The following is a 24,737-nucleotide window of genomic DNA, read 5'->3' on the forward strand; positions in this document are numbered from 1 at the left end:
TGTGTTTTTATCCAGTTTGGATTTTATGCTAGCAGTTATTACTAAGAACACAGAGGGGGAGGACGACAAGAATGCGATTTTCAGAATTTATAAAAAAAGCGCTGCCGGAGCAGCGCTTTATGCGGTATTACTTGACCTGCTGGCCTGGCTGGGCGCCGCTGTCCGGGCTTAACAGGAAAATATCTTTCCCGCCAGGGCCTGCGGCCATCACCATGCCTTCCGAGATGCCGAAGCGCATTTTACGCGGCGCCAGGTTGGCGACCATAACCGTCAGGCGGCCAATCAGCGCCTGCGGATCCGGGTAGGCGGAGCGGATGCCGGAGAAGACGTTGCGCTTCTCGCCGCCGAGATCCAGCGTCAGGCGCAGTAGCTTGTCGGAACCGTCCACGAACTCGGCGTTTTCAATCAGCGCGATGCGCATATCGACTTTGGCGAAATCGTCAAAGGTGATGGTGTCCTGAATCGGATCGTCCGCCAGCGGTCCGGTGACCGGCGCTGACAGCGCTTTCACTTCTTCTTTCGACGCTTCGACCAGCGCTTCCACCTGCTTCATTTCGATGCGGTTATACAGCGCTTTAAAGGCGTTAACCTTGTGACCGAGCAGCGGCTGCTGAATGGCCTCCCAGCTCAGTTCGCTGTTGAGGAACGCTTCGGCGCGGGCGGCCAGCTGCGGCAGAACCGGCTTGAGCCAGGTCATCAGCACGCGGAACATATTCAGGCCCATGGTGCAGATGGCCTGCAGATCGGCATCGCGGCCTTCCTGTTTGGCAACCACCCACGGCGCCTGCTCGTCAACGTAGCGGTTCGCCACGTCGGCCAGCGCCATGATTTCACGGATGGCTTTACCGAACTCGCGGCTATCCCACGCTTCGCCAATGCTTGCTGCGGCATCGGTGAAGGTTTTGTACAGCGCCGGATCGGCCAGCTCGGCGGACAGCATGCCGTCGAAACGCTTATTGATAAAACCGGCGTTGCGCGAGGCGAGGTTCACCACTTTGTTGACGATATCGGCATTAACGCGCTGCACGAAATCTTCCAGGTTCAGATCGATATCATCGATACGCGAAGAGAGCTTGGCGGTGTAGTAGTAGCGCAGGCTGTCGGCGTCAAAGTGGTTCAGCCAGGTGCTGGCCTTAATAAAGGTTCCGCGCGACTTGGACATCTTCGCGCCGTTGACCGTCACGTAGCCGTGAACGAACAGATTGGTTGGTTTGCGGAAGTTGCTGCCCTCCAGCATGGCCGGCCAGAACAGGCTGTGGAAGTAAACGATGTCTTTACCGATAAAATGATACAGCTCGGCGGTGGAGTCTTTCTTCCAGTACTCATCGAAGCTGGCGGCGTCGCCGCGCTTGTCGCACAGGTTCTTAAAGGAACCCATGTAGCCGATCGGCGCGTCAAGCCAGACGTAGAAATATTTACCCGGCGCGTTCGGGATTTCAAAGCCGAAGTACGGCGCATCGCGGGAAATATCCCACTGCTGCAGGCCGGACTCAAACCACTCCTGCATTTTATTCGCTACCTGCTCCTGCAGCGCGCCGCTGCGGGTCCACGCCTGCAGCATTTCGCTGAACGACGGCAGGTCGAAGAAGAAGTGTTCGGACTCGCGCATCACCGGCGTCGCGCCGGAGACGACCGATTTCGGTTCGATAAGCTCGGTTGGGCTGTAGGTCGCGCCGCATACTTCGCAGTTATCGCCGTACTGATCCGGTGATTTACACTTCGGACAGGTGCCTTTCACAAAACGGTCCGGCAGGAACATGCCTTTTTCCGGATCGTAGAGCTGGGAGATGGTGCGGTTTTTGATAAAACCGTTCTCTTTCAGACGCGTATAGATAAGCTCCGACAGCTCGCGGTTTTCGTCGCTGTGCGTGGAGTGATAGTTGTCGTAGCTGATGTCGAAGCCAGCAAAATCGGTCTGATGCTCCTGACTCATTTCGCCAATCATCTGTTCCGGGGTGATACCGAGCTGCTGCGCTTTCAGCATGATCGGGGTTCCGTGGGCGTCGTCGGCGCAGATGAAGTTGACTTCGTGGCCGCGCATTCGCTGGTAACGGACCCAGACATCAGCCTGGATGTGCTCCAGCATGTGGCCGAGGTGGATTGAGCCGTTTGCGTACGGCAGTGCGCACGTTACCAGTATTTTCTTCGCGACTTGAGTCATAGTGGGCATTACATCTTCTATTGTAAAAAGGGGGTTTGATGTTACCGCAAAGGCAATAATTTGGTAAGCCCAAAGCTTATGGTGGGGGAATTATTCCCTTTAAGGTAAACTTAACGCACAAGATTCAACTCACAATAACAAAGGAGTCGGGATGAGTTCGCAATCCCAGGCCAAATCCCCCGAACGTCTACGCGCGATGGTCGCCGGGACCCTGGCTAATTTCCAGCACCCAACCCTGAAACATAACCTCACTACGCTGAAGGCGCTGCATCACGTCGCCTGGCTGGACGAAACCGTGCATATTGAAATTCAGATGCCGTTCGTCTGGAACAGCGCCTTTGAAGCTCTGAAGGAGCAGTGCAGCGCCGAGCTGCTGCGCATTACCGGTGCCAAAGCTATCGACTGGAAGCTGACGCACAGCATCGCCACGCTTCAGCGGGTAAAAAATCAGCCCGGTATCAACGGCGTGAAAAATATTATCGCTATCAGCTCCGGTAAGGGCGGGGTGGGTAAATCATCGACGGCGGTCAACCTGGCGCTGGCGCTGGCGGCGGAAGGGGCGAAAGTCGGCATTCTGGATGCCGATATTTACGGCCCGTCGATTCCGACCATGCTCGGCGCGGAAGATCAGCGTCCGACCTCGCCAGATGGGACCCATATGGCGCCGATTATGAAGTTCGGTCTTGCCACCAACTCTATCGGTTATCTGGTGACCGACGATAACGCTATGGTGTGGCGCGGGCCGATGGCCAGCAAGGCGCTGATGCAGATGCTGCAGGAAACCCTGTGGCCGGATCTCGATTATCTGGTGCTGGATATGCCGCCGGGTACCGGTGATATTCAGCTGACGCTGGCGCAAAATATCCCGGTTACCGGCGCGGTAGTGGTGACCACGCCGCAGGATATTGCCCTGATCGACGCCAAAAAAGGCATCGTGATGTTTGAAAAAGTCGAGGTACCGGTGCTGGGTATCGTGGAAAACATGAGCATGCATATTTGCAGCAACTGTGGGCACCACGAGCCTATCTTCGGTACCGGCGGCGCGCAAAAGCTGGCGGAGAAATACCACACCCAGCTGCTGGGCCAGCTGCCGCTGCACATCACTCTGCGCGAAGACCTCGACAAAGGGACCCCGACGGTAGTGGCGCGTCCGGAAAGCGAGTTTACCGAGACCTATCGTCAGCTGGCAGACCGCGTCGCGGCGCAGCTGTACTGGCAGGGGGAAGTTATCCCCGGTGAGATCGCCTTCCGCGCGGTATAGTCCACTCACTATCCTGAACCGTGCGGCGCAAAGCGCCGTGCGGTTTTTTTACCTCCGCCGAACGCCGTTTTCTTTCGCTAAAATAATCACTGCGCGAATGATAGTGGTGTTAAATATTACTTATTTTTATTCACATTTGCTGATGTTGAGATTAATCAACAAAACATATTCTTAACATTGTTTTCCCTCCGCGCTTGTGCGAGCTTAATTAGCATAGCAGTGACCTATTTTAATTCGCCGAAAGGAATTTTATTTGGCTTTATTATTTGGCGGAATGTGGTAGTCATCAGTCATACGTCAATAAAAACGATGGAAGGAAAATATCGCCGTACTACATTTCCGGAGTGCATGATGAATAATATTGCTCTAATCGTTAAGTTGCGGGAACTTCTGGTCATCTTTATGCATTCGCGCACGCTGCCGGAGAAAGCCGCTGACGCGCTGCGTTATTGTCAGGAAAATATCCCGCTGGCTGACCTTCCGATTGGCGCTTATGGCGAATATTGTGAAATTTATGAACAAATAGTTTTTTTATCGGATGATAAAAGTCGCACTGCGCCGGATGATTTACTGCGCAGCGGCGGGGATCTGATACTCAGTATTTTAATGCTCTACGAACAGGTCGCTGCCTATATTGCCGTCGAGGAGTTTATGCACAAACAAAACCGCTTTAACGAATAGCGCTTTAGCAACGATAAAAGATATGCCAGCGGCAGAATTTGTCCGCTGGCGTTTCGTTTTTAGCGATGATAGAAAATTTCGCCATCGTAGATTTTGAGGATTTTCCCCTCGGTTTCGGTAATCAGGACGTAGCTCCCGCCCATGTAGGTCCAACGCGTGCCGGCATCCGGCGCCGGCAGATTGCGCTGCTGCCACTGTTTGATATTGTATTCTGGCGTCAGGTACAGCGGCGGAACGGTATCGCCGATGTGGAATTGTTTAAAGTCTGCGGTCACTCCGTCCAGCTCATATTTCTGAATGCCGTCGCCGGTCGCCGCCCACGCTCCGCTGGTGCATGCCAACAGTACGCCCAGAAGCATCATTTTTGTTTTACGCATAGTTTCCTCATTATTATCCTGGACACTCAATCGCAGCCTCGTATGATTCCTGATACCTCAAGGAAATGGCAAGCGTTGGTTTCGTTAAAAGTGTAAGCAAACGGTGAGGCAACGATGTTTTTCGCCTGGTTGCGCCTGTTTTGAGAATAATCCGGGTTCGGGAGTGTCTATGTTAAGGCTGGAAGATCTGGCTCTGTTTGTCCGCGCTGCGGCGCTAAGCAGCTTCAGCGATGCGGCGCGAGAGGCCGGGCTGCAGCCGGCGCAGGTTAGTGCGGCGATCAAGCGTCTGGAAACGACGTTGAATATTCGTCTTTTTGCCCGTTCAACGCGGAGCCTGCGCCTGACGCCGGAAGGCGAGGCCTGGCTGCCCTACGCCACGCAGATGCTCGATACGCTGCACGCCGGGCTGCAAAAAATCCGCACGCCGGATGACGAAGTTCGCGGTACGTTACAAATTGCCGTGCCGTCCGATCTCGGGCGCAACCTGCTTCTGCGCGTTTTTCGCGGCTTTCGCCAGCGTCATCCTGCGCTGCGTCTGCGGATCCTGTTTTCCGATCATCGGACCGACGTGTTTAAAGATCCGGTGGACGTGGCCTTTCGCTACGGCGATAACGACGATGCTTCGTTTATCTCCCTGCCCGTCGCGCCCGATAACCGACGAGTGCTGGTGGCTTCGCCCGGCTGGATAGCTGAAAACGGCGAGCCGCAAACGTTGGAAGAGCTGGCGCGACATAATGCGCTCACCTACGTGCTGCGCGGCAGGGCGTTTGACCGCTGGCCGTTGAGCCGGGAAGGGAAAGTACACCACGTGCAGGTTTCCGGCACTATCGTGAGCGATGATGCGGAGGTGATTCGCCGCCTGGCGATTGCCGGTGAGGGGATTGCGTACAAATCTGAACTCGACGTCGGCGACGATATTCGTGCAGGGCGACTCCAGGTGCTGCTGCCGCACTACCAGGGCGACGTGGTGCCGCTGAATATGATTTGCCCGCACCGCAAACAGCTTTCGCCTGCGGTACGGCTGCTGTATGAGGCGGTGAAAGAGGCGTGCGAAGCGGTTAATTCCAGCGCGCTCTCTGCGGGCCGGTAGCCCGGATAAGGCGCGTCAGCGCCGCCTCCGGGAACGGTGTCAGTTATAACTGTTACCCATGTTTCCGGTCTAAAGTGCTACCCATGTTTCCGGTTCATACCCTGCGCTTAGCCGGGCTACGAGTTCACAGCAATCTGCGGGCCGGTAGCCCGGACAGGCGTGCCAGCGCCGCCTCCGGGAACGGTGTCGGGGTGAAGCATCGGCGTGGCTTTTCCCCGGTGGCGCTGCGCTGACCGGGCTACGAGTTCACAGCAATCTGCGGACAGGTAGCCCGGACAAGGCGCGTCAGCGCCGCCTCCGGGAGAACGATCGGCGCGAAGCTTAATGCTTCACCAGCGTGGCAAAGTAGTAGACCAGCGGAATCGCAAGGATCCACAGGCCGATGGGGATTTCCCGCCATTTGCCGGCGATGGTTTTGATCACGACATAAAACAGCAGCCCGCCGGCAATCCCGGTACCGAAGCTATTGGCAATCAGCGTAATCATCACCATCATCAGCACCGGCAGGCCGTCGGTGAAGTTTGCCAGATCCACTTTGCGCAGGCCGCTGAACATATTCAGGCCGATGAGGATCAGCGCAGGTGCGGTCGCCTCTTTCGGGATCATCAGCGCCACCGGCGTAAACAGCAGCATCAGGAGAAACATTACCGCCGCCGATAGCGCGGTTAACCCGGTTTTACCGCCGGCTTCCGCTGCCGCCGAGGATTCAATCAGCGCGGTCGCCGCCGGAATACCTAGCCAGGGACCTATAGCCGCAGCGATCGAGTCGACCATAAACGGGCGATTGATATGCGGCATATTGCCTTCTTCATCCAGCAGACCCGCTTCGCCGCCCACGGCCAGAGTGGTGCCCATCGTGGAAAAGAACTCTGAGGCGAAAAAGACGAACAGGAACGGCAGAAAGGCGATATTCAGCGCGCCCAGCATATCGATTTGCCCCAGCACCGGCGTCAGCGAATGCGGCATATCGATAAAACTGCCCGGGAGTCTGGTAACGCCCATCGGAATACCGACCAGGGTTGCAAAGAGAATCGCCCACAGAATCGAGCCGGGGATTTTTCTTGCCTGCAGGGCAATGGCCAGAAACAGCCCGCAGAGCGCAACCAGCGCCCCCGGCGAAAGGAAATCCCCGAGCATCAGGGCGTTGGTTTTGGCGTTAGCCAGCACCAGTCCGGCGTTACGGAAGCCCAATACCGCGACGAACAGCCCAATGGACGCCGTCAGACCGAGCTTGATCGACTGCGGCACCGAACGGGTTACCACTTCACGCAGGCCGAATTTGGTCAGCAGGAAAAACAGAATCCCCGACCAGCAGGCGATACCAAGCCCGATCTGCCAGCCAATGCCTTCGCTGCCCGCCAGCGTGACGCCGACCAGCACCGAACCGCCGATGCCCGGCCCGACGATAAACGGCAGGTTGGCATAAAACGCCATCAGCAGCGTGCCGCCGACGAACACCAGAATCGTGCCGGTGGTTGCCGCGCCTTTATCCATCCCGCCCACCGCCAGCAGGCCGGGGATAACCACCAGTAGATAGGCGGCGGCGAGAAAACCGGTGATGCCCGCGAGGCATTCGGTGCGCAGCGTGCTGCCGCGGGAATACAAGGCAAAACGGCGCTCCAGCCAGCTTCCCTGCGCGGATGAGTTAAGGGTATTGTCGGCCATGCTCAGGCTCCCTGATGTTTATTGTTGTGTTCTGTATGTTCCGGGATTTCCCGGCAGTCTATCAGCGGCTCGACTATCTGGCGGGTGCTGCCGTCGGTCAAACCTAAATCTGTTAAATGCGGCCCGGCGTTACAGGCAAGGCAGGTACCCTCGATAGCCTTAAACACGCGATAGGGCGGCTCCCAGTCGGCGACTTCTGCGCTCAGGTCGCGAAGCTGGCGGAACTCTCTGGCCAGCTCCGGGGCGGGTAAGTCAGAAAGCATCCCGGCGATCGGCATCGCCACGTGGGCAAGGATTTTTCCCTGCTGCGACAGCGCCATGCCGCCGCCGGATTCGATCAGGCGGTTCGCCGCCAGCGCCATCTCGTCGGCATCGCGTCCGAGCACGACCAGGTTGTGAGAATCGTGAGAGTAGCTGGTGGCGATGGCGCCGCGCAGTTCGCCCCAGCCTTCCAGCAGCGCAATTTGCGGCGTCGCCTGGTGACGACCGTGGCGGTGCTTAACCCAAATCAGGCTAAATCCTTCCGGGATTTGCACCCGGCCATCGCGGACCTGCACCTCAACTTCTCCCCACTGGGTAAAGCGCGCGCCGCGAATATGCCGCAGACGGGCGACGCCGTGGCGAATGGCGCCAACGCGGAGGATAAAATCGTCAGGGCTGAGCGGCGGCATCTGCAGGGTATCGCGCGGCGGGGTAACGCCCGCCGCCGACGGAATGGGTTGAAGCAGGGCGCCATCGCGGGCAATCAGCTTACCGGCGACGTAAACTTCCTGCGCGTTGAGTCGGGATAAAGAATCGAAAACCACCAGATCGGCGCGGCGTCCGGCAGCAATCAGCCCCAAATCGTTACGCTGCAGACGGATCGCCGCGTTTAAGGTGGCGAAGCGCAGGACGTCGGTAGCCGGCAGTCCGTGCTCAATCAGCAGGTTGAGCAGGGCGATAATGCCGCCTTTTTCCAGCAGCATATCCGGCGGCACATCGTCGGTGCAGACGGTGATTTGCGAGGAAAGATGCGGCAGCGTTTTCAGCGCGTTAACGATATCCGGCAGCAGGTAAGGGTGCGAGCCGCGAATTTCGATAGTCAGCCCGGCGCGCAGTTTTTCCAGCGCATCGGCCGCCGAGGTGAGCTCATGATCGGAGGTGACCCCGGCGGCAAGATAGGCTTGCAGATCCGCGCCGCTCAAACCGCGCGCGTGGCCTTCGATCAGCTTGCCGCTGTTCAACCCGGCCTGAACGATCTCCTGCATCCGCTCGCTGCCGTGCAGCACGCCGTGCATATCCATCACTTCAGCAACGCCGCAGACTTCCGGCCAGGCCAGCATGGTTTCCATCTCCGCGCCGGCGAAATCGGCGCCGGACATCTCCAGTCCCGGCGTCGACGGCACGCTGGAAGGCGCCGCAACCATCACCTGCAGCGGCAGATGGCGGCTGGCAGCGACGGCGTAGCGCACGCCTTCGACGCCCAGTACGTTGGCCAGCTCGTGCGGGTCCCAGAATACTGCCGTGGTGCCCTGAGCCAGCACGATTTCGGCATAGCGTTCAGGCGGCAGGTGAGAGCTTTCAAGGTGAACGTGCGTATCCATCAGCCCCGGCGACAGGAAACATCCCGCCAGCGAGCGGCGTTCGAGGGCATCGGAGCGGCTGCCGCGCGGATGCACGCTGGCGATCGTTTCACCGACGATCCCGACGTCGGCCTCGCGGATTTCTCCGGTGGCCATGTCGACAATCTGCGCGTCGGTTAATAATAAATCGAACGGGGATTCTCCGCGCGCGGCCTGGACGGCGCGGCGGCGGGTTTCAGCACTGCTGGACATAACAACTCCGGCACAAGGATAATGGGGATACTCTAGGGGCAGAGCAAACGTTTGCCCAGATGAATAAATTTATCGCCCGATAACTTCGGGTTATTCTGCATGCTCACCGTTGACGAAAACATGATGACCGAACCCTGGCAGCGGCTGCCCGCGCTCTCTCTCAAGCAGATTCAGTACTTTGTGACCCTGGCCCAGCTGCGTCACTTCACCGACACCGCTAACCGGCTGGCTATCAGCCAGCCGGCGCTAAGCAGCGCGCTGCGGCAAATCGAGACGGTGCTCGGCGGCAAGCTGGTCAACCGTACCGCCTCGGCGGTGACCTTAACCGAGCTGGGGGCGGCGATTTTGCCCCACGCCCGGCGAGTGTTGAGCGTGGCGCAGCTGGCTTTTCAGGATATGCAGCAGATAGTCGAAGCCGGCGGCGACGGAACGGTGCGTATTGGCTTAGTGCCTTCGGTGAGTTCGCTGCTGTTTCCGCTGCTGCCGCAAACGCTGGCCCAGGCGTTTCCGCGCCTGAGGGTGGAGTTTCACGATCAGACCAACGACGCCCTGTTCTGCGAGCTGCAGTCGGGAAAGATAGATTTTGCCGTTGGCGCAATAGACAGTTCGTTACCGCCTGAGCTGCAGGTTTATCCTCTGCGCGAAGATCCGTTTGTGGCGGTGCTGCACGGCGGCGATCCGCTGGCCGGGCAGCCGCATCTGCCGTGGAAGCTGCTCGCGGGGCGCGATATCGCGGTGTTTTCAAAGGGCAATATTCAGCGTCTGGTCGGCGCGCTGGCCGAGAGCCATCGCCTCACGCTGAATACGCGTTATCAGGTTGACTATATTGAGACGCTTTACGGCCTGGTGCGCTCGCGGCTGGCGGTGGCGATTCTGCCTGAGCTTTATACTACCCACCTTCAGGATCCGGCGTTAAAGGTGGCGCAGCTTCAGCAGCCCGCGCTGACGCGAACCGTGGCGCTGATGCGCGGACCGCAGCCTCTGCCGCCGCTGATCGAGGAATGTTTTGCACTATTACTGAGTTCGCTGCGGGAAGTGAATCTATAGCGGGCGTTGCTCTCTCTACGGCTTGTGGTGAAATGCGAGAGAGGTAACGAAATAGTTTTTGTACCCTTTAAAATCAAAGGGTTATGCCTCTTTAAAAAATTAATTTGTTGCAGAAATGTCAGTATATTATTCCGTGCGAATAAAGTTGATATAAAACAATAGGATACATTTAGAGAGTTCCCCGCGCGAGCGGGGATAAACCGGGCGCGCCAGGCCCTGGAAAATCTCAGACAGAGAGTTCCCCGCGCGAGCGGGGGTAGTCCTTCCCCATGCATGTTGGAACAAATCTTGCCGAGCCGGGCCAGCTTGCGTTGTCCGGCGACTTACCGTAACCTGCCCGCTGAGAACGTTTTTATCTCTCAATGACTCGGGGTGCCCTTCCTTGTGAAGGCTGAGAAAAACCCGTACCACCTGATCTGGATAATGCCAGCGTAGGGAAGTCAGAGACCGCAGGGTCGTCGCTTCTTCATCGCCTGGCGGGAGCAAACGATGTCTGACCTGCTGAACCCCGCGCATATTGCCCATCTGCGGCACCTTTTTCACTGCCATTCTCCCCTTGTTCACTGCATGACCAACGACGTGGTGCAGACCTTTACCGCCAACGTCCTGTTAGCGATTGGCGCATCGCCGGCGATGGTTATCGATCCGGGCGAAGCCAGCCAGTTTGCCGCCATTGCCGATGCGCTGCTGATTAATGTCGGCACGCTGACCGTTGAGCGTGCGGAGGCGATGCGCGCGGCGGCGCATAGCGCAACGCAGGCGGGCAAACCCTGGACGCTGGACCCGGTAGCGGTCGGCGCGCTGACCTTACGGACAGAATTTTGTCTGGAGCTGCTGGCGCTGCAGCCTGCCGCCGTTCGCGGTAATGCGTCGGAAATCATGGCGCTGGCCGGAATGAGCGGCGGCGGGCGCGGCGTCGATACGACCGATACCGCCGCCGCAGCGCTGCCCGCAGCCCAGGCGTTAGCCCGCCAGCTGAATACCGTGGTCGCGGTGACCGGGGAGGTTGATTACGTCACCGACGGCCAGCGCATTCGCATGGTCACCGGCGGCGATCCGCTGATGACCCGGGTGGTCGGCACTGGCTGCGCGCTGTCGGCGGTGGTTGCCGCCGCTGCGGCGATGCCCGGCGATCGGCTGGAGAACGTGGCCGCGGCCTGCGGTCTGATGAAGCTCGCGGGGGGGAAAGCGGCGCAGCAGGGCGGCCCCGGCAGCTTTACTCCCGCCTTCCTCGATGCGCTCTATGCGGGAGGCGATCTGTGAAACGAATTAATGCGCTAACCATCGCCGGCACCGACCCGAGCGGCGGTGCGGGGATCCAGGCGGATCTCAAAACCTTCTCGGCGCTGGGGGCATACGGCTGCTCGGTCATCACCGCGCTGGTGGCGCAAAACACCCTTGGCGTCCAGTCGGTTTATCGTATAGAGCCTGATTTTGTCGCCGCGCAGCTCGATTCCGTCTTCAGCGATGTGCGCATCGATACCACCAAAATCGGGATGCTGGCGGAAACTGATATCGTTGAAGCGGTGGCGGAACGGCTGGCGCGTTATCAGATTAAAAATGTGGTGCTGGATACGGTCATGTTGGCGAAAAGCGGCGATCCGCTGCTCTCGGCGTCGGCGGTGGAAACGCTGCGCCAGCGCCTGCTGCCGCAGGTCTCGCTGATCACTCCGAACCTGCCGGAAGCAGCGGCGCTGCTGGATGCACCGCATGCCAGAACGGAACAGGAGATGCTGGAGCAGGGCAGAGCGCTGCTGGGCATGGGCTGTGGAGCGGTATTAATGAAAGGCGGCCATCTCGATGATGCGGAAAGCCCGGACTGGCTGTTTACCCGCGAAGAGGAGCGGCGTTTTACCGCGCCGAGAGTCCAGACTAAAAATACCCACGGTACCGGCTGTACGCTATCGGCGGCGCTGGCGGCCCTGCGTCCGCGTTACGAGGATTGGGGGCGAACCGTGGCGGAAGCCAAAGGCTGGCTGTCGGCGGCGCTGGCGCAGGCGGATTCGCTGGAAGTGGGACACGGCATCGGTCCGGTACACCATTTTCACGCCTGGTGGTAAACGGCAAGACAACGGGTCAGCAGACTATGCTGAAAAAATAGGCTCCCGGCTGGAAAATCTGCTGAGTCGGTACCAGGCTTAACCTGCCCAAAATAATTGGGTTGGGAAAACGCATGCCGGTTTCGACCGGCACTTACGGGAGATAGCTATGACTGATATTACGCAGTTGCTTGGCAAAGATGCCGACACGCTTTTACAGCACCGCTGTATGACAATTCCAGCCGACCAGCTCTATTTACCGGGGGCGGATTACGTCGATCGGGTGATGGTTGATAACAACCGTCCGCCGGCGGTGCTGCGTAATATGCAAACCCTGTATAACACCGGCCGCCTGGCGGGAACCGGCTATCTGTCGATCCTGCCGGTCGACCAGGGCGTAGAGCATTCTGCTGGCGCCTCTTTTGCCGCCAACCCGCTGTACTTTGATCCGAAAAATATCGTCGAACTGGCCATTGAGGCCGGTTGTAACTGCGTGGCCTCCACCTATGGCGTGCTGGCCTCGGTGTCGCGCCGCTATGCGCACCGCATCCCCTTCCTGGTCAAGCTGAACCATAACGAAACGCTGAGCTACCCGACCGAATATGACCAGACGCTGTATGCCAGCGTCGAGCAGGCGTTCAATATGGGGGCCGTGGCGGTCGGGGCGACGATCTATTTCGGTTCCGAACAGTCCCGTCGGCAAATCGAAGAGATCTCCGCCGCTTTTGAGCGCGCGCACGAGCTTGGCCTGGTGACCGTGCTGTGGGCCTATTTGCGTAATTCGGCGTTTAAGAAAGATGGCGTCGACTACCATGTTTCCGCTGACTTAACCGGTCAGGCCAACCACCTGGCGGCGACCATCGGCGCGGATATCGTGAAGCAGAAAATGGCGGAAAACAACGGCGGCTATAAAGCGGTGAACTTCGGCTATACCGATGACCGGGTTTATAGCAAGCTCACCAGCGATAATCCGATCGACCTGGTGCGTTACCAGCTGGCGAACTGCTATATGGGCCGCGCCGGGCTGATTAACTCCGGCGGCGCGGCGGGCGGGGAAACCGATCTGTCCGACGCCGTGCGCACCGCGGTTATCAATAAGCGCGCGGGCGGCATGGGGCTGATTCTGGGCCGTAAAGCGTTTAAAAAATCAATGGCTGACGGCGTGAAGCTGATCAATGCCGTACAGGATGTTTATCTGGACGGCAAAGTCACTATCGCTTAACAGGCTATATAACCCTTAAAGGCAACAGCGTCGTCTGCCTTCCCCGGCCGCGCTGCGCCTGGCCGGGCTACCAGTTCACCGCCGTCTGCGGCCCGGAGGCCCCATCGAGAACAGGTTGCGGATTCACAGCTATCTGCGGGCCGGTAGCCCGGACAGGCGCGTCAAGCGCCGCCTCCGGGTTCCTGCTTACTCGCGAATCAGCCGCGCCGTGTGCTGTAGCATTTTATACGCCTCATAGCGCCGCTGATGATCGGCGCTAAATTGTTCTACGCAGCGGTAGGTTTTATCCACCCGGGTAAACTGCTTCATCGCTTCCGGCAGGGAAGGTGCGATATGACCGGCCACCGCGCCAAGAATCGCCGAACCTAGCAGCACCGGTTCACTGGATTCGGTACTCACCACGTTCACTCCGCAGGCATCTGCCAGCAGCTGGCGCACCAGCGGATGCTGACCGGCCCCGCCGCTGATGACGATATTCTCGCTGCGGATGCCGCACGCCTTCTGGGCGTCAATAATCTGCCGCAGACCGTAGCCGATGCCGCACAATCCGGCGACGTAGAGCGCCATCAGATTGTCCAGATCCCGCTCCATCCCCAGGCCAGCGATAATCGCTTTCGCCTGCGGATCGGCCAGCGGCGCCCGGTTACCTAAAAATTCAGGCACCACGTGCAGGCCGTCGGCAAGCTTGACCGCCGCTGACGGATTATCTATCTTCGCCAGCACGCTATCGGCAAGATAAACCGGTAGCGGGACGCCGCGCGCTTTGGCCAGCGACTTAGCTTCTGCGGCGGCGGGGTGGAAGCTCAGCAGCTGGTCGATGGCCGCTCCGGCCGCGCTCTGACCACCTTCACTCAGCCAGAACCCTGGCACCATCGCCGAGTAATACGGCCCCCAGACGCCGGGCACGAATACCGCTTCCTGAGTAGTGGTCATGGTGCAGGAAGAGGTACCGAAGACGTAGGCCATATTGTTAACCGCGCCGTTAAGCACGCCGACGGTGCCGATGCCGCCCGCGTGGGCGTCAATCATACCGACCGCTACCGGCGTACCGATCGGCAGCCCCATCTCCTCTGCCGCCGTGGCGCAAAGGCCGTCGCCGCAGGGGGTTCCCGGATCGACAATCCGCTGGCCGATGCGGACAAAATCTTCATCCGCCAGCTCTTCGAGGCCAATCTGGCGGAAGTAGCTGGCATCCCAGCGTTGTTCATGCGCCAGGTAGGTCCATTTACAGGTCACAGTACAGACTGAGCGGGCTAAATCGCCGGTCGAGCGCCAGGTGAGATAATCGGGGAGGTCGAAGAAGTGGCGCGCCTGCTGATAAATGTGCGGGCGGTTCTCCTTCAGCCAGAGAATTTTCGGCGTTTCCATCTCCGGCGAGATTTTGCCGCCAACGTACTGCAGCACCGCGTGGCCCGTGGCGTTAATCTTTTCCGCCTGGCCGGTGGCGCGATGATCCATCCAGACAATAATGTTACGGTCCGCATCTTCCGAAGGCCCGACCGCCAGCGGCGCGTCGTTATCGCCAATCACTACCAGCGAGCAGGTGGCATCGAAGCCGATCCCGGCAATCGACGATGGAGGGACCCCGGCGCTGGCCACCGCCGTTTTAATGCAGTAGCACACCGCCTGCCAGATCTCGCGGCTTGACTGTTCGACCACGCTTCCGGCGCTGCGAAACAGGGTAATTTCCCGGGTTGCGTGGGCAAGAAGTTCGCCACGCAGGTCGAACACGCCGGCGCGAACGCTGCCTGAGCCAACATCGACGCCAATAATATGTTGCGTATCGCTTTGCATAATATCCTCTCACACAGTCTGGTTGAACGGTCAGAGATCCACGCTGTTCGGCAGGATCACAATGTCGCGTACGGTGACGTTTTTCGACCGCGTCACCATAAACAGCACCGACTCGGCCACTTCGATCGGTTGCATCAGGCTGCCGTTGGCCAGCGCTTCGTCCATTTTGGCTTTCGGCCAGTCATCCAGCAGGGCGGTGACTACCGGGCCAGGCAGCACGGCGCCGACGCGCACGCCGTACTGTGAAACCTGGCGACGGGTGGTATGAACAAACGCCTGGACAGCAAATTTCGACGCGGTATAGATAGGCTCCCAGATCACCGGCACCACGCCCGCGATAGAACTGGTGAAGATAATGTCCCCGGACTTTTGCGCGATAAGATGCGGCAGGACGCTACGCACGCAGCGGAAGGCGGCGTTGGTATTGAGATGCAGCACGCGATCCCAGACGTCCGGATCGCCCTCGGCCACCGGCCCGCCGATATAAGCTCCGGCGTTGGCGTGGAAAATATCAAGACGCCCGGTGAGCTGCAAAATTCCCTGCAGAAGGTTATCAACCTGATCCGCCTGCATCAGGTCAACCTGCAGGGCGAAGGCGTTTTCACCGAGTTCGGCAACAAGTTTATTGAGCTTTTCCCCTTCACGGTCGATAAGCACCACCTTTGCGCCGGCGCCCAGCAGGGTTCTGGCGCATTCGAGGCCAATACCGGACGCCGCGCCGGTAATGGCGGCGACTTTACCGCTAAGGGAAGTATTCATAGAGGAGACAGAGTGGTTCATTTTATAATCCTTTACAGAGTCTGGTTGGCACTGTCGAGCGCGAGGGCATCGCGTTCGACGTTAGAGACGAAAACTTGTTAAGGTATTGAATATGAGCGTCATTTCTGCAGGTTTTCTGGAATATTAATGCTGAATGCGTTAATACTTCGGAAAGTAAAATGGAAGCTCAATCGATGAAGCTCATGTTGCGCTAGCTTCATCGATTGAGCAAGTGGGGAAATTAACAGCGAAATGATTTTGTGACGCAAGTTGGGAAAATGAAGAAAATCACGATTTACGACCTGGCGGAACTTTCCGGCGTTTCGGCGAGCGCGGTGAGCGCTATCCTCAACGGCAACTGGAAAAAGCGCCGCATCAGCGCAAAGCTTGCCGAAAAGGTGACGCGGATTGCCGAGGAGCAGGGCTACGCGATTAACCGCCAGGCCAGCATGCTGCGCAGCAAAAAATCGCGCGTCATCGGCATGATTATCCCCAAATACGATAACCGCTATTTCGGTTCGGTCGCCGAACGCTTTGAGGAGATGGCTCGCGAACGGGGCCTGCTGCCGATTATCACCTGTACGCGCCGAAGCCCCGAGCTGGAGCTCGAAGCGGTGAAAGCGATGCTCTCCTGGCAGGTTGACTGGGTGGTGGCGACCGGGGCGACCAATCCGGATAAAATTTCCGCTCTATGCCAGCAGGCGGGCGTGCCAACGGTCAATCTCGATCTACCGGGGACTATCGCACCGTCGGTGATTTCGGATAACTACGGCGGCGCGAAAGCGCTGACCCATAAGATCCTGGCGAATAGCGCTCGCCGCCGGGGAGAGATAGCGCCGCTGACGTTCATTGGCGGGCGCAGCAGCGACCATAACACCAGCGAACGTTTACGCGGCTTCCACGACGCGCATCGCGAGCAGGGGCTGAGCGTGCCGCAGGCGAACATTCTGGCTCCCGGCTATTCGAAAGGCAAAGTCGAAGCCTGCCTGCAGGAGCGGTTTGGCACCGCGAAGGTTCCGTTGCAGGGCATATTTGTCAACTCAACGATATCGCTGGAGGGGGTCGTACGTTGGCTGTCGCAGGCAGGACTCACCGGCAGCGAGCAGCCGCCGATGGGCTGCTTCGACTGGGACCCGTTTGTCTATCTGCTGGGGCACGATATCGACATGGTGCAGCAGGATGTGCCGGCGATGCTGGAAGCGGTGTTTACGATTATCGACTCCGGCGATGCCGGCCAGCAGCGGATTGAAATTCCGCCGCTACTGATGAGCAGCAGCTGAGTCGCTATCTGGCTGTTTGACCTTAGCGCGTCAGCAGCCAGCGGGCGGTGTGCTCGTCGGTCACCAGACCGTTGATCCAGCCGCCTTTAAGCGCCGCCAGAATCGCCGGGCGTTTGTACTCGCCGCATGCCACCGCGATGCGCGGACACTGATTCTGGCGGATATCGTAGCTGGTGATCATTCTGTTGATTTCGCTATCCACCACTCCGCCTTCGGCATCGATAAAGCGCCCCATAATCTCGCCGATACCGCCTTGCGCCGTCACTTCATCCATCTGGGCCTGATTGATAAAGCCGTCTTTAAAAATAGGGCTTTGGGTGCCTAATGGCCCAATGCCGACAAAAATAACGTCCGCCTGGCGGGCGACGGCGGAGACGCTGCGGAACAGCCGGCTGGTACACCACATGTCGTACTCTTCCTGCGTCTGCGCGTAGCGCGGCGCGGGCCACTGATAGTACTTCGCCTTAATTTTGCTGGTCAGCAGCAGCGGGACATCATCGTAATAGTTGCACTGGCCGTCGGCGTCCATGGCGCTGATCAGCGCGACGCAGCGGGTATTCTGACTGTCGAAATCGATACGCTGCAGCGCTTTTTTCAGGGTCAGGCCGGAACCCAGACCGATGATTTTCTCTTTATCGTCCTGCAGGTAGCGGGCCATCAGCTGATAGCAACCAAAGGAGACGCTATCCAGGGTGCTTTCTTCACTAAAGGCGGGCACGATATTGCACTCGATAAGCCGGTACTTTTCCTGCAGTAACAGCGCATAATCGAGGCAGTTGGCCACCGGATGATGCAGCCCGATCGACACAATCCCTTCTTCTTTCGCGGCGGCGATCAGCCGCTGTACCACCGGCCTCGACGTGCCAAGCTGGCTGGCGATCTCGCTCTGGTTCTGCCCGGCAATGTAGTACATCCACGCGGCGCGGACCTTTTGATCCAGCCGAATATCATCTTCTTTGCTCATGGTTTCCTGCCCTAAGTTTCTGGCCGCGGCGATAATTTCGCCCGGCGAATAACCGCATTCTCGCCGTGGTTGGTAAAACTGGCAAGCTTTTGCTCTTTTCTGGTCAATTGTAATTTTAATGGGTAATTGTTCTTTTGTGATCCGTGGCTCTTATTTTGGTCAAATGATCATTTACAGTGACGCCATCAACTCAAGGAGAGCAGAACATGAACAATCAATTCACATGGCTTCACATTGGTCTGGGTTCTTTTCATCGCGCCCATCAGGCGTGGTATCTGCATCGTTTGATTGCTTCCGGAGATAAGCGCTGGCACATTGCGGCGGGGAATATCCGCAACGACGCCGAGCAGGTGGTCCAGGCGCTGGCAGCTCAGGGTGGGCGCTACGTGCTGGAAACCGTCAGCCCTGAAGGGGAACGTGAATATGAAGAGATCACCTCAATTCAGAAACTGCTGCCGTGGCAGGCCGGGCTCAAGCCGCTGATTAACGAAGGGGCAAACCCGCAGACCAAAGTCATCGCCTTCACCGTGACGGAAGGCGGCTACTACCTGAATACCCGTCATAAGCTGGAAACCAGCAACCCCGACTTGCAGGCCGATCTGGCAGGGGAGTGCAAAACGATTTACGGCACTATCGCGCGGATCCTGGAAAAGCGTATGGCGGACAACGCCGGGCCGCTGACTCTGCTGAACTGCGATAACGTGCGCCATAATGGCGAGCGCTTCCACGACGGCATGGTTGAGTTCCTGCAGCTAACCGGCAAGCAGGCGGTGATTGACTGGATGGCCGCCAACACGACCTGCCCGAACACCATGGTCGACCGTATCACTCCGCGTCCGGCGTCAGACCTGCCCGCGCGCATCAAAGCGCAAACCGGCATTGACGACAGCGCGCCGGTGATGGGTGAGACCTTCATCCAGTGGGTGGTGGAAAACAATTTCCGCGATGAGCGCCCGAATCTGGAAGCGGTTGGCGTGGAGATGGTTGCATCGGTTATTCCTTATGAAGAGGCGAAAATTCGCATTCTGAACTCGTCGCATAGCTGCATTGCGTGGGCGGGGACGTTAATCGGCCAGCAGTATATTCATGAAAGTACGCTAACGGATTTCATCTACGCCATTGCCGACCGCTACGTTACGGAAGATGTGATCCCCTGCCTTGGCGATAACGGCATTGATTTACCAACCTATCGCGATGTGGTGCTTAAGCGCTTTACCAACCCGTATATCCAGGACACGAACCAGCGCGTTGCCGCCGACGGTTTCTCGAAAATTCCGGCGATGATCGCCCCAACCCTGCAGGAGTGCTACCAGCGCGGCGCCCGCCCGGAAGCGACCGCGATGCTGCCCGCGCTGTTCTTCGTCTTTATGGAACAGTGGCATAAGGGAAGTCTGCCGTATGAATACCAGGACGGCATTCTTGACGCGCAGGCGGTGCATCAGATGTTCGAAGCCAGCGATCCGCTGGCGCTGTATGCCCGCGATAAAGCTCTGTTTGGCGAACTCGCTGAAAACGCCGATTTCCTCGCGCTGATGCGCGAAAAAGTCGCGGCAGTTTATACGCTGATTAACTAAGAGGTGGCTATGTATCTGGGTATCGATCTCGGCACATCGGAAGTGAAAGCGCTGGTCATTGATGAGAACAATGAGGTTATTGCCAGCCATAGCGCGCCGCTGAGCATTCAGCGGCCTCACCCGCACTGGTCAGAACAGTCGCCGCAGTCATGGTGGGAGGCGACAGAGTATCTGATGACCACGCTGCGGGAAAAATGCGCCCAGCACTGGCCAGCCATTAAGGCCATTGGCCTTTCCGGGCAGATGCACGGCGCGGTCCTGCTGGATGCCGGCGGGGAGGTCATTCGCCCGGCAATCCTGTGGAACGACACCCGCTGCGCCGCGGAGTGTGCGGAGCTGGAGGAGAGGGCGCCGGAGCTGCATCAGGTGGCGGGAAACCTGGCGATGCCCGGCTTTACCGCACCGAAGCTGCTGTGGGTGCGCCGTCATGAGCCGGAACACTTTCAGCGCACCGCCACGGTACTGCTGCCGAAAGATTATCTGCGCTACCGGATGACCGGGAAGAAAGTCTCCGATATGTCCGACGCCGCCGGGACGCTGTGGCTGGACGTGGCGAAGCGCGACTGGTCCGACTCGCTGCTGGATAAATGCGGCCTGTCGCGCAGCCAGATGCCGACGCTGGTCGAAGGCTGCGAGGTTTCCGCGAACCTTGACCCGCAGGTGGCTGAACGCTGGGGGCTGAATGCCTCGGTAGCGGTTGCCGGCGGCGGTGGCGATAACGCGGTCAGCGCCATCGGCGTCGGGGCGGTTTCACCGGGGGATGCGTTTATTTCGCTCGGTACCTCCGGCGTGCTGTTTGTGGTAACCGACGCCTATCGTCCGGCTCCGCAGTCGGCGGTCCATGCGTTTTGTCACGTTCTGCCGAATCTGTGGCATCAGATGAGCGTGATGCTCAGCGCCGCCAGCTGTTTGCAGTGGTTCTGCCGCCTGACCGGCACCACGGAAGTGGCGCTGCTGGAGGAGATTGCCGAGCTTAGCGAAGAGGAGAAGGCCCATGCGCCGTTCTTCTTACCCTATCTCTCCGGCGAACGTACGCCGCACAACGATCCTGACGCGCGCGGCATGTTCTGGGGCATGACCCACTCCAGCCTGCGCGCCCAGCTCGGCTATGCGGTGCTGGAAGGGGTGAGCTTTGGGATCAGCGATGGTCTGCAGGTGTTGAAAGAGAGCGGTACGCAGATCGAACAATGTTCGCTGGTTGGCGGCGGCGCCCGCAGCCCGTTCTGGGCGCAGCTGTTGGCCGATATCCTCGATATGCCGGTGGTGACCCACAAAGGTGGAGAGACCGGCGGCGCGCTGGGCGCGGCGCGGCTGGCCTGTCTGGCGGCGGGCAAACCAATTACCGCGGTATGTGAAAAACCGGAGATCTGGCAGACCTGGCGTGCGGACCCGGTACGCCATCAAACCCTGATGCGGCGCTATGCGCAGTTCAAGGCCCTGTATTTAAACGATCTGAACTATCGGCAGCACTAATTTTTATCACCATAACCGCTCCGGCGATCTGACCGGAGCGGCCTCCTGTACCCTAAAAACGAGGTCATTATGTCCATCAATAATAAACAGTGGCTCGGTTTACCCCTGAACCTGCTCTGGGGATACATCGCCATTGCCGTGTTTATGACCGGCGACGGTTTTGAACTGGCATTCCTGTCGCACTACATTAAAGAGCTCGGGTTCTCCCCGGCGCAGGCATCGTTCGCCTTCACCCTCTACGGCCTGGCCGCCGCGCTGTCGGCATGGATCTCCGGCGTGGTGGCGGAAATCATCACGCCGCTGAAGACCATGATGATTGGCTTTGTGCTATGGTGCGTGTTCCACGTGCTGTTCCTGGTCTTCGGTCTCGGTCATGCCAACTATGCGCTGATCTTAATTTTCTACGGCATCCGCGGCTTCGCGTATCCGCTGTTCCTTTACTCGTTTATCGTCGCCATTATCCACAACGTGAAAAGCGATAACGCCAGCTCGGCGATCGGCTGGTTCTGGGCGGTCTATTCCATCGGCATCGGCGTATTCGGCAGCTATATTCCGAGCTTTACCATCCCGCATATCGGCGAGCTGGGGACATTGTGGCTGGCGCTCGCTTTCTGCGTCACCGGCGGCATCATTGCGCTGGCTTCCCTGCGCCATATTAAAACGCCGCACCATATGCAGAACCTGACCACCCGCGAGAAGTTTGCCGAACTGGGCCGCGCGGCGACGCTGCTCTATACCAACCGCAATATTCTGCTGTCGAGCATGGTGCGAATTATCAATACGCTCTCGCTGTTCGGCTTTGCGGTGATTATGCCGATGATGTTCGTCGATGAGCTGGGCTTCACCACCTCAGAATGGCTGCAGGTGTGGGCGGTCTTCTTCTTTACCACCATTTTCTCTAACGTGCTGTGGGGCATTCTGGGCGAAAAACTGGGCTGGATGAAGGTGGTGCGCTGGTTCGGCTGCATCGGTATGGCGGTCTCCAGCCTGGCGTTTTATTACATTCCGCAGCACTTCGGACATAACTTCGCGATGGCGCTGCTTCCGGCTATCGCCCTGGGGATCTTTGTCGCCGCGTTTGTTCCGCTGGCGGCGGTTTTCCCGGCGCTGGAGCCGAAGCACAAAGGCGCGGCCATTTCGGTCTACAACCTGTCGGCGGGGATGTCGAACTTTCTCGCACCGGCTATTGCGGTGATTTTGCTGCCGTTCTTTAGCACCATCGGAGTGGTGATCGCCTATACCGCGCTGTACGTGGCGGCCTTTTTCCTCTGTGCGTTTATCCGCGTCGAGCAGCCGGGATTTTCCCACAAGGAAGCGCCGGCCAGCGAGCAGGTGGAGTTCTCTTAAGGTGATGCGGCTGGCATGCCAGGCATGCCAGCCTTAATGAGGTGAATGATGAGTATTCAGGCAGTGATTTTTGACATGGATGGCGTGATTATTGATTCCGAAAGCCTGTGGCGGCAGGCGCAAATCGACGCCCTCGCGCAGTGGGGGGCAACGGCGAGCGTCGAGGAGTGCGAAACGCTGACCAAAGGCAAACGCCTCGACGAAATTGCCCGCACCTGGTGCCGCCATTGCCAGCTTGAGCTTGTTCCGCAGCGGCTTGAAGCCGCGATATTGCAGCGTATTACCGGCCTGATCGCCGCCGAAGGCGAGCCGATGCGCGGGGTGCATGAGGCGTTACGCTATTTTCGCCATGCCGGTTATAAAATTGCGCTCGCGACCTCCTCGTCCCGGCAGGTTATCGCCGCCGTGCTGAACAAGCTCTCGCTCTGGCACTATTTTGATGTGATTTGCAGCGCGGATGATGAAGCGCAGGGCAAGCCGCATCCGGCGGTTTATCTGACGACGTTGGATAAGCTTAATCTCGACGCCAGCCGTTGCCTGGTGATCGAAGACAGCTTCAACGGCTTTAGCGCGGCCCGGGCGGCGGGGATTGCCACAATAGTGATTGCCGAAGATAGCCAGCACGCGCGTTTTCAGGCCGCCGCTGGCCGCTACCGGGCGCTGCCTGAACTGCTGGAAGTCCTCACCGCCGAACCAGAGGCGGTCGCATAACTCACGCTTTCGTGAGCGCAGAAAATCCCGGGATGTACACGGTCGGTCACTCTCTTTTCTGCGCTCACACCCTTTTTTCTCCATGCCGATCCGCCTCACATTTCACTCATCTTTTGTGAAAACAGTCACGTCTTGTTGTGCCAATGCCCAAATTTATTGCCTTGCTTAGCGGTGTTTGTCCGAGGCACTGCTACGTAATTGTGCTTAGATTAGATATTGAAACATATTTTCAATAATGTGAAACCACTTTGCCGATTTGCTTCTATCGATCGGATTTGGCCGTGATAAGGATTGAGCATGAAAATTGAATCTGTGAATGTCACCGTTTTCCAGTATCCCACACGTCGGGTTTCCGACAGCGCCGGGCACTCCCATCCGGGGGCTGAAAGCATGGCCAAAATGGCGATGCTGACCATCACCGCTGATGATGGGGCGCAGGGTTTTTCGTTTGCGCCTCCGGAAGTCGTGCGCCCGTTCGTGGTGAATACTTTTTTCCGCAAAGTGCTGGTGGGGCAGGACCCGTTTAACCGCGAGCGTATCTGGCAGGATCTTAACCACTGGCAGCGCGGTAGTGCACATCAGCTAACGGAGCGCGCGCTGTCGTTTGTTGAACAGGCGCTGTGGGATCTGATAGGCCGCAGCCTTAAGATGCCGGTTTACAAGCTGCTCGGCGGCTATCGCGACACCGTCCCGGCTTACGGCAGCACGATGTGCGGCGACGATCTGCCGGGTGGTCTGTCGACCCCGGAGGAGTATGCCGCCTTTGCCGAAAAGCTGGTCGCCCGCGGCTACAAGGCCATCAAGCTGCACACCTGGATGCCGCCAATCTCTTTTGCGCCCAATCCCAAAATGGATATTAAAGCCTGCGCGGCGGTGCGCGAAGCGGTAGGGCCGGATATTGACCTGATGATTGACGGCTATCACTGGTACAGCCGCGCCGAGGCGCTGTGGATCGGCAAAGAGCTGGAAAAACTCAATTTCGCCTGGTTTGAAGAACCGATGGAGGAGGATTCGATGTCCTCCTACGCATGGCTGGCGGAAAACCTGTCGATCCCCATCGTCGGGCCGGAGAGCTTCGGCGGCAAGCACCACATGCGCGCCGAATGGGTGAAAGCCGGAGCCTGCGACATTCTGCGCGCCGGCGCTAACGGCGTGGGCGGTATTACCCCGACCATGAAGGTCGCGGCGCTGGCGGAATCTTTCGGCATGGATTGCGAAGTCCACGGCAACGGCGCGGCAAGCCTGGCGGTGGTCGGCGCGATCCGCAACTGCCGCTGGTACGAGCGCGGCCTGCTGCATCCGTTCCTCGACTACGATGAACCGGCGGCTTATCTCAATAGCATTGTTGACCCGATGGATGACCAGGGATTTGTGCATTTGTCACAACGTCCGGGCCTCGGCGAAGACATTAATTTTGCGTATATCGAAGCCAATACCGTTAGCCACGACTGATTCAAAAAAATAAATGCCCGATGGCG

The 24,737-nt window shown here is 58.5% G+C and carries 21 protein-coding genes and 1 riboswitch; of the genes, 14 read left to right on the forward strand and 7 right to left on the reverse strand.

Annotated elements, in window-relative coordinates:
- Positions 1-127 precede the first annotated feature (127 nt).
- Positions 128-2,161 (reverse strand): methionine--tRNA ligase, encoded by a 2,034-nt coding sequence (gene metG / locus KO1_RS00420; protein ID WP_016809243.1) that lies wholly within the window; start codon positions 2,159-2,161, stop codon positions 128-130.
- A gap of 151 nt (positions 2,162-2,312) precedes the next feature.
- Between metG and apbC the strand changes: the two genes are divergently transcribed.
- Together apbC and KO1_RS00430 are read left to right on the forward strand one after the other, a co-directional pair.
- Positions 2,313-3,422, forward strand: a complete 1,110-nt coding sequence (gene apbC, locus KO1_RS00425) for an iron-sulfur cluster carrier protein ApbC (protein WP_004103811.1) — start codon at positions 2,313-2,315, stop codon at positions 3,420-3,422.
- A gap of 351 nt (positions 3,423-3,773) precedes the next feature.
- On the forward strand, positions 3,774-4,103 hold the full coding sequence (locus KO1_RS00430) for a hypothetical protein (RefSeq protein WP_004114049.1): 330 nt from the start codon (positions 3,774-3,776) through the stop codon (positions 4,101-4,103).
- A 59-nt stretch (positions 4,104-4,162) separates the two neighbouring features.
- Here KO1_RS00430 and KO1_RS00435 read toward each other — a convergent pair whose 3' ends face one another.
- Positions 4,163-4,480 (reverse strand): RcnB family protein, encoded by a 318-nt coding sequence (locus tag KO1_RS00435; RefSeq protein ID WP_004103807.1) that lies wholly within the window; start codon positions 4,478-4,480, stop codon positions 4,163-4,165.
- Positions 4,481-4,649: 169 nt separating this feature from the next.
- Here KO1_RS00435 and KO1_RS00440 point away from each other — a divergent pair, with 169 nt between their 5' ends.
- On the forward strand, positions 4,650-5,570 hold the full coding sequence (locus tag KO1_RS00440) for a LysR family transcriptional regulator (RefSeq protein WP_004103805.1): 921 nt from the start codon (positions 4,650-4,652) through the stop codon (positions 5,568-5,570).
- Positions 5,571-5,653: 83 nt separating this feature from the next.
- Positions 5,654-5,803 carry a hypothetical protein gene (locus tag KO1_RS28390; RefSeq protein ID WP_158414353.1) on the forward strand — a complete coding sequence of 50 codons (150 nt, stop codon included), beginning with the start codon at positions 5,654-5,656 and terminating at the stop codon, positions 5,801-5,803.
- An 88-nt stretch (positions 5,804-5,891) separates the two neighbouring features.
- On the opposite strand, the gene KO1_RS00445 is transcribed toward KO1_RS28390, so the two are convergent.
- Together KO1_RS00445 and KO1_RS00450 are read right to left on the reverse strand one after the other, a co-directional pair.
- Positions 5,892-7,235 (reverse strand): NCS2 family permease, encoded by a 1,344-nt coding sequence (locus KO1_RS00445; protein WP_004103803.1) that lies wholly within the window; start codon positions 7,233-7,235, stop codon positions 5,892-5,894.
- Between the two features lie 2 nt (positions 7,236-7,237).
- Entirely contained in the window at positions 7,238-9,049 is a 1,812-nt protein-coding gene (locus KO1_RS00450; protein ID WP_024274478.1) for an adenine deaminase, read from the reverse strand.
- Positions 9,050-9,169: 120 nt separating this feature from the next.
- Here KO1_RS00450 and KO1_RS00455 point away from each other — a divergent pair, with 120 nt between their 5' ends.
- The 4 genes from KO1_RS00455 to fbaB all read left to right on the forward strand — a co-directional run bounded on the left by KO1_RS00455 (position 9,170) and on the right by fbaB (position 13,357).
- The gene (locus KO1_RS00455; protein ID WP_162556179.1) at positions 9,170-10,096 is read left to right on the forward strand and encodes a LysR family transcriptional regulator; all 927 of its coding nucleotides are present in this window, start codon (positions 9,170-9,172) and stop codon (positions 10,094-10,096) included.
- Between the two features lie 358 nt (positions 10,097-10,454).
- A riboswitch (TPP riboswitch) is annotated at positions 10,455-10,551 on the forward strand.
- 34 nt (positions 10,552-10,585) lie between these two features.
- Positions 10,586-11,359: a hydroxyethylthiazole kinase gene (gene thiM, locus KO1_RS00460; RefSeq protein ID WP_047720873.1), complete on the forward strand. Its 774-nt coding sequence runs from the start codon at positions 10,586-10,588 to the stop codon at positions 11,357-11,359.
- The gene (thiD, locus tag KO1_RS00465) at positions 11,356-12,156 is read left to right on the forward strand and encodes a bifunctional hydroxymethylpyrimidine kinase/phosphomethylpyrimidine kinase (protein ID WP_016809241.1); all 801 of its coding nucleotides are present in this window, start codon (positions 11,356-11,358) and stop codon (positions 12,154-12,156) included. Before thiM ends, thiD begins: the two co-directional genes overlap by 4 nt.
- 148 nt (positions 12,157-12,304) lie before the next feature.
- The gene (gene fbaB, locus KO1_RS00470) at positions 12,305-13,357 is read left to right on the forward strand and encodes a class I fructose-bisphosphate aldolase (protein ID WP_004103793.1); all 1,053 of its coding nucleotides are present in this window, start codon (positions 12,305-12,307) and stop codon (positions 13,355-13,357) included.
- Between the two features lie 186 nt (positions 13,358-13,543).
- On the opposite strand, the gene KO1_RS00475 is transcribed toward fbaB, so the two are convergent.
- A complete protein-coding gene (locus tag KO1_RS00475; RefSeq protein ID WP_064406801.1) occupies positions 13,544-15,151 on the reverse strand; it encodes an FGGY-family carbohydrate kinase in 1,608 nt (535 codons plus the stop codon).
- 30 nt (positions 15,152-15,181) lie between these two features.
- Complete coding sequence (locus tag KO1_RS00480; RefSeq protein WP_004114038.1) at positions 15,182-15,931, reverse strand: SDR family oxidoreductase; 750 nt, start codon at positions 15,929-15,931, stop codon at positions 15,182-15,184.
- Between the two features lie 257 nt (positions 15,932-16,188).
- Between KO1_RS00480 and KO1_RS00485 the strand changes: the two genes are divergently transcribed.
- A complete protein-coding gene (locus tag KO1_RS00485) occupies positions 16,189-17,190 on the forward strand; it encodes a LacI family DNA-binding transcriptional regulator (protein ID WP_047720875.1) in 1,002 nt (333 codons plus the stop codon).
- Positions 17,191-17,212: 22 nt separating this feature from the next.
- Here the strand turns inward: KO1_RS00485 and KO1_RS00490 are convergent, their stop codons facing one another.
- Positions 17,213-18,154: a sugar-binding transcriptional regulator gene (locus KO1_RS00490; protein WP_004103788.1), complete on the reverse strand. Its 942-nt coding sequence runs from the start codon at positions 18,152-18,154 to the stop codon at positions 17,213-17,215.
- A 206-nt stretch (positions 18,155-18,360) separates the two neighbouring features.
- Between KO1_RS00490 and dalD the strand changes: the two genes are divergently transcribed.
- The 5 genes from dalD to KO1_RS00515 all read left to right on the forward strand — a co-directional run bounded on the left by dalD (position 18,361) and on the right by KO1_RS00515 (position 24,711).
- Positions 18,361-19,728, forward strand: a complete 1,368-nt coding sequence (gene dalD, locus KO1_RS00495) for a D-arabinitol 4-dehydrogenase (RefSeq protein ID WP_004114033.1) — start codon at positions 18,361-18,363, stop codon at positions 19,726-19,728.
- 9 nt (positions 19,729-19,737) lie between these two features.
- The gene (gene xylB, locus KO1_RS00500) at positions 19,738-21,201 is read left to right on the forward strand and encodes a xylulokinase (protein WP_047720876.1); all 1,464 of its coding nucleotides are present in this window, start codon (positions 19,738-19,740) and stop codon (positions 21,199-21,201) included.
- Positions 21,202-21,270: 69 nt separating this feature from the next.
- A complete protein-coding gene (dalT, locus tag KO1_RS00505) occupies positions 21,271-22,548 on the forward strand; it encodes a D-arabinitol transporter (RefSeq protein ID WP_004103784.1) in 1,278 nt (425 codons plus the stop codon).
- A 48-nt stretch (positions 22,549-22,596) separates the two neighbouring features.
- Positions 22,597-23,259 carry a hexitol phosphatase HxpB gene (gene hxpB / locus KO1_RS00510; RefSeq protein WP_016809236.1) on the forward strand — a complete coding sequence of 221 codons (663 nt, stop codon included), beginning with the start codon at positions 22,597-22,599 and terminating at the stop codon, positions 23,257-23,259.
- Between the two features lie 297 nt (positions 23,260-23,556).
- Positions 23,557-24,711: a mandelate racemase family protein gene (locus KO1_RS00515; protein WP_004175129.1), complete on the forward strand. Its 1,155-nt coding sequence runs from the start codon at positions 23,557-23,559 to the stop codon at positions 24,709-24,711.
- The last annotated feature ends 26 nt before the right edge of the window (positions 24,712-24,737 follow it).

This window comes from Klebsiella oxytoca NBRC 105695, from assembly GCF_001598695.1.
GTDB lineage: Bacteria > Pseudomonadota > Gammaproteobacteria > Enterobacterales > Enterobacteriaceae > Klebsiella > Klebsiella oxytoca.

Coding starts and splice junctions, on each gene's coding strand:
- KO1_RS00475 (WP_064406801.1), bottom strand. CDS start 15,151: ATGCAAAGCGATACGCAACATATTATTGGCGTCGATGTTGGCTCAGGC.
- KO1_RS00445 (WP_004103803.1), bottom strand. CDS start 7,235: ATGGCCGACAATACCCTTAACTCATCCGCGCAGGGAAGCTGGCTGGAG.
- xylB (WP_047720876.1), top strand. CDS start 19,738: ATGTATCTGGGTATCGATCTCGGCACATCGGAAGTGAAAGCGCTGGTC.
- KO1_RS00490 (WP_004103788.1), bottom strand. CDS start 18,154: ATGAGCAAAGAAGATGATATTCGGCTGGATCAAAAGGTCCGCGCCGCG.
- KO1_RS00450 (WP_024274478.1), bottom strand. CDS start 9,049: ATGTCCAGCAGTGCTGAAACCCGCCGCCGCGCCGTCCAGGCCGCGCGC.
- KO1_RS00455 (WP_162556179.1), top strand. CDS start 9,170: ATGATGACCGAACCCTGGCAGCGGCTGCCCGCGCTCTCTCTCAAGCAG.
- KO1_RS28390 (WP_158414353.1), top strand. CDS start 5,654: ATGTTTCCGGTTCATACCCTGCGCTTAGCCGGGCTACGAGTTCACAGC.
- KO1_RS00435 (WP_004103807.1), bottom strand. CDS start 4,480: ATGCGTAAAACAAAAATGATGCTTCTGGGCGTACTGTTGGCATGCACC.
- metG (WP_016809243.1), bottom strand. CDS start 2,161: ATGACTCAAGTCGCGAAGAAAATACTGGTAACGTGCGCACTGCCGTAC.
- KO1_RS00515 (WP_004175129.1), top strand. CDS start 23,557: ATGAAAATTGAATCTGTGAATGTCACCGTTTTCCAGTATCCCACACGT.
- apbC (WP_004103811.1), top strand. CDS start 2,313: ATGAGTTCGCAATCCCAGGCCAAATCCCCCGAACGTCTACGCGCGATG.
- dalD (WP_004114033.1), top strand. CDS start 18,361: ATGAACAATCAATTCACATGGCTTCACATTGGTCTGGGTTCTTTTCAT.
- hxpB (WP_016809236.1), top strand. CDS start 22,597: ATGAGTATTCAGGCAGTGATTTTTGACATGGATGGCGTGATTATTGAT.
- KO1_RS00485 (WP_047720875.1), top strand. CDS start 16,189: ATGAAGAAAATCACGATTTACGACCTGGCGGAACTTTCCGGCGTTTCG.
- thiM (WP_047720873.1), top strand. CDS start 10,586: ATGTCTGACCTGCTGAACCCCGCGCATATTGCCCATCTGCGGCACCTT.
- KO1_RS00440 (WP_004103805.1), top strand. CDS start 4,650: ATGTTAAGGCTGGAAGATCTGGCTCTGTTTGTCCGCGCTGCGGCGCTA.
- KO1_RS00480 (WP_004114038.1), bottom strand. CDS start 15,931: ATGAACCACTCTGTCTCCTCTATGAATACTTCCCTTAGCGGTAAAGTC.
- fbaB (WP_004103793.1), top strand. CDS start 12,305: ATGACTGATATTACGCAGTTGCTTGGCAAAGATGCCGACACGCTTTTA.
- dalT (WP_004103784.1), top strand. CDS start 21,271: ATGTCCATCAATAATAAACAGTGGCTCGGTTTACCCCTGAACCTGCTC.
- KO1_RS00430 (WP_004114049.1), top strand. CDS start 3,774: ATGAATAATATTGCTCTAATCGTTAAGTTGCGGGAACTTCTGGTCATC.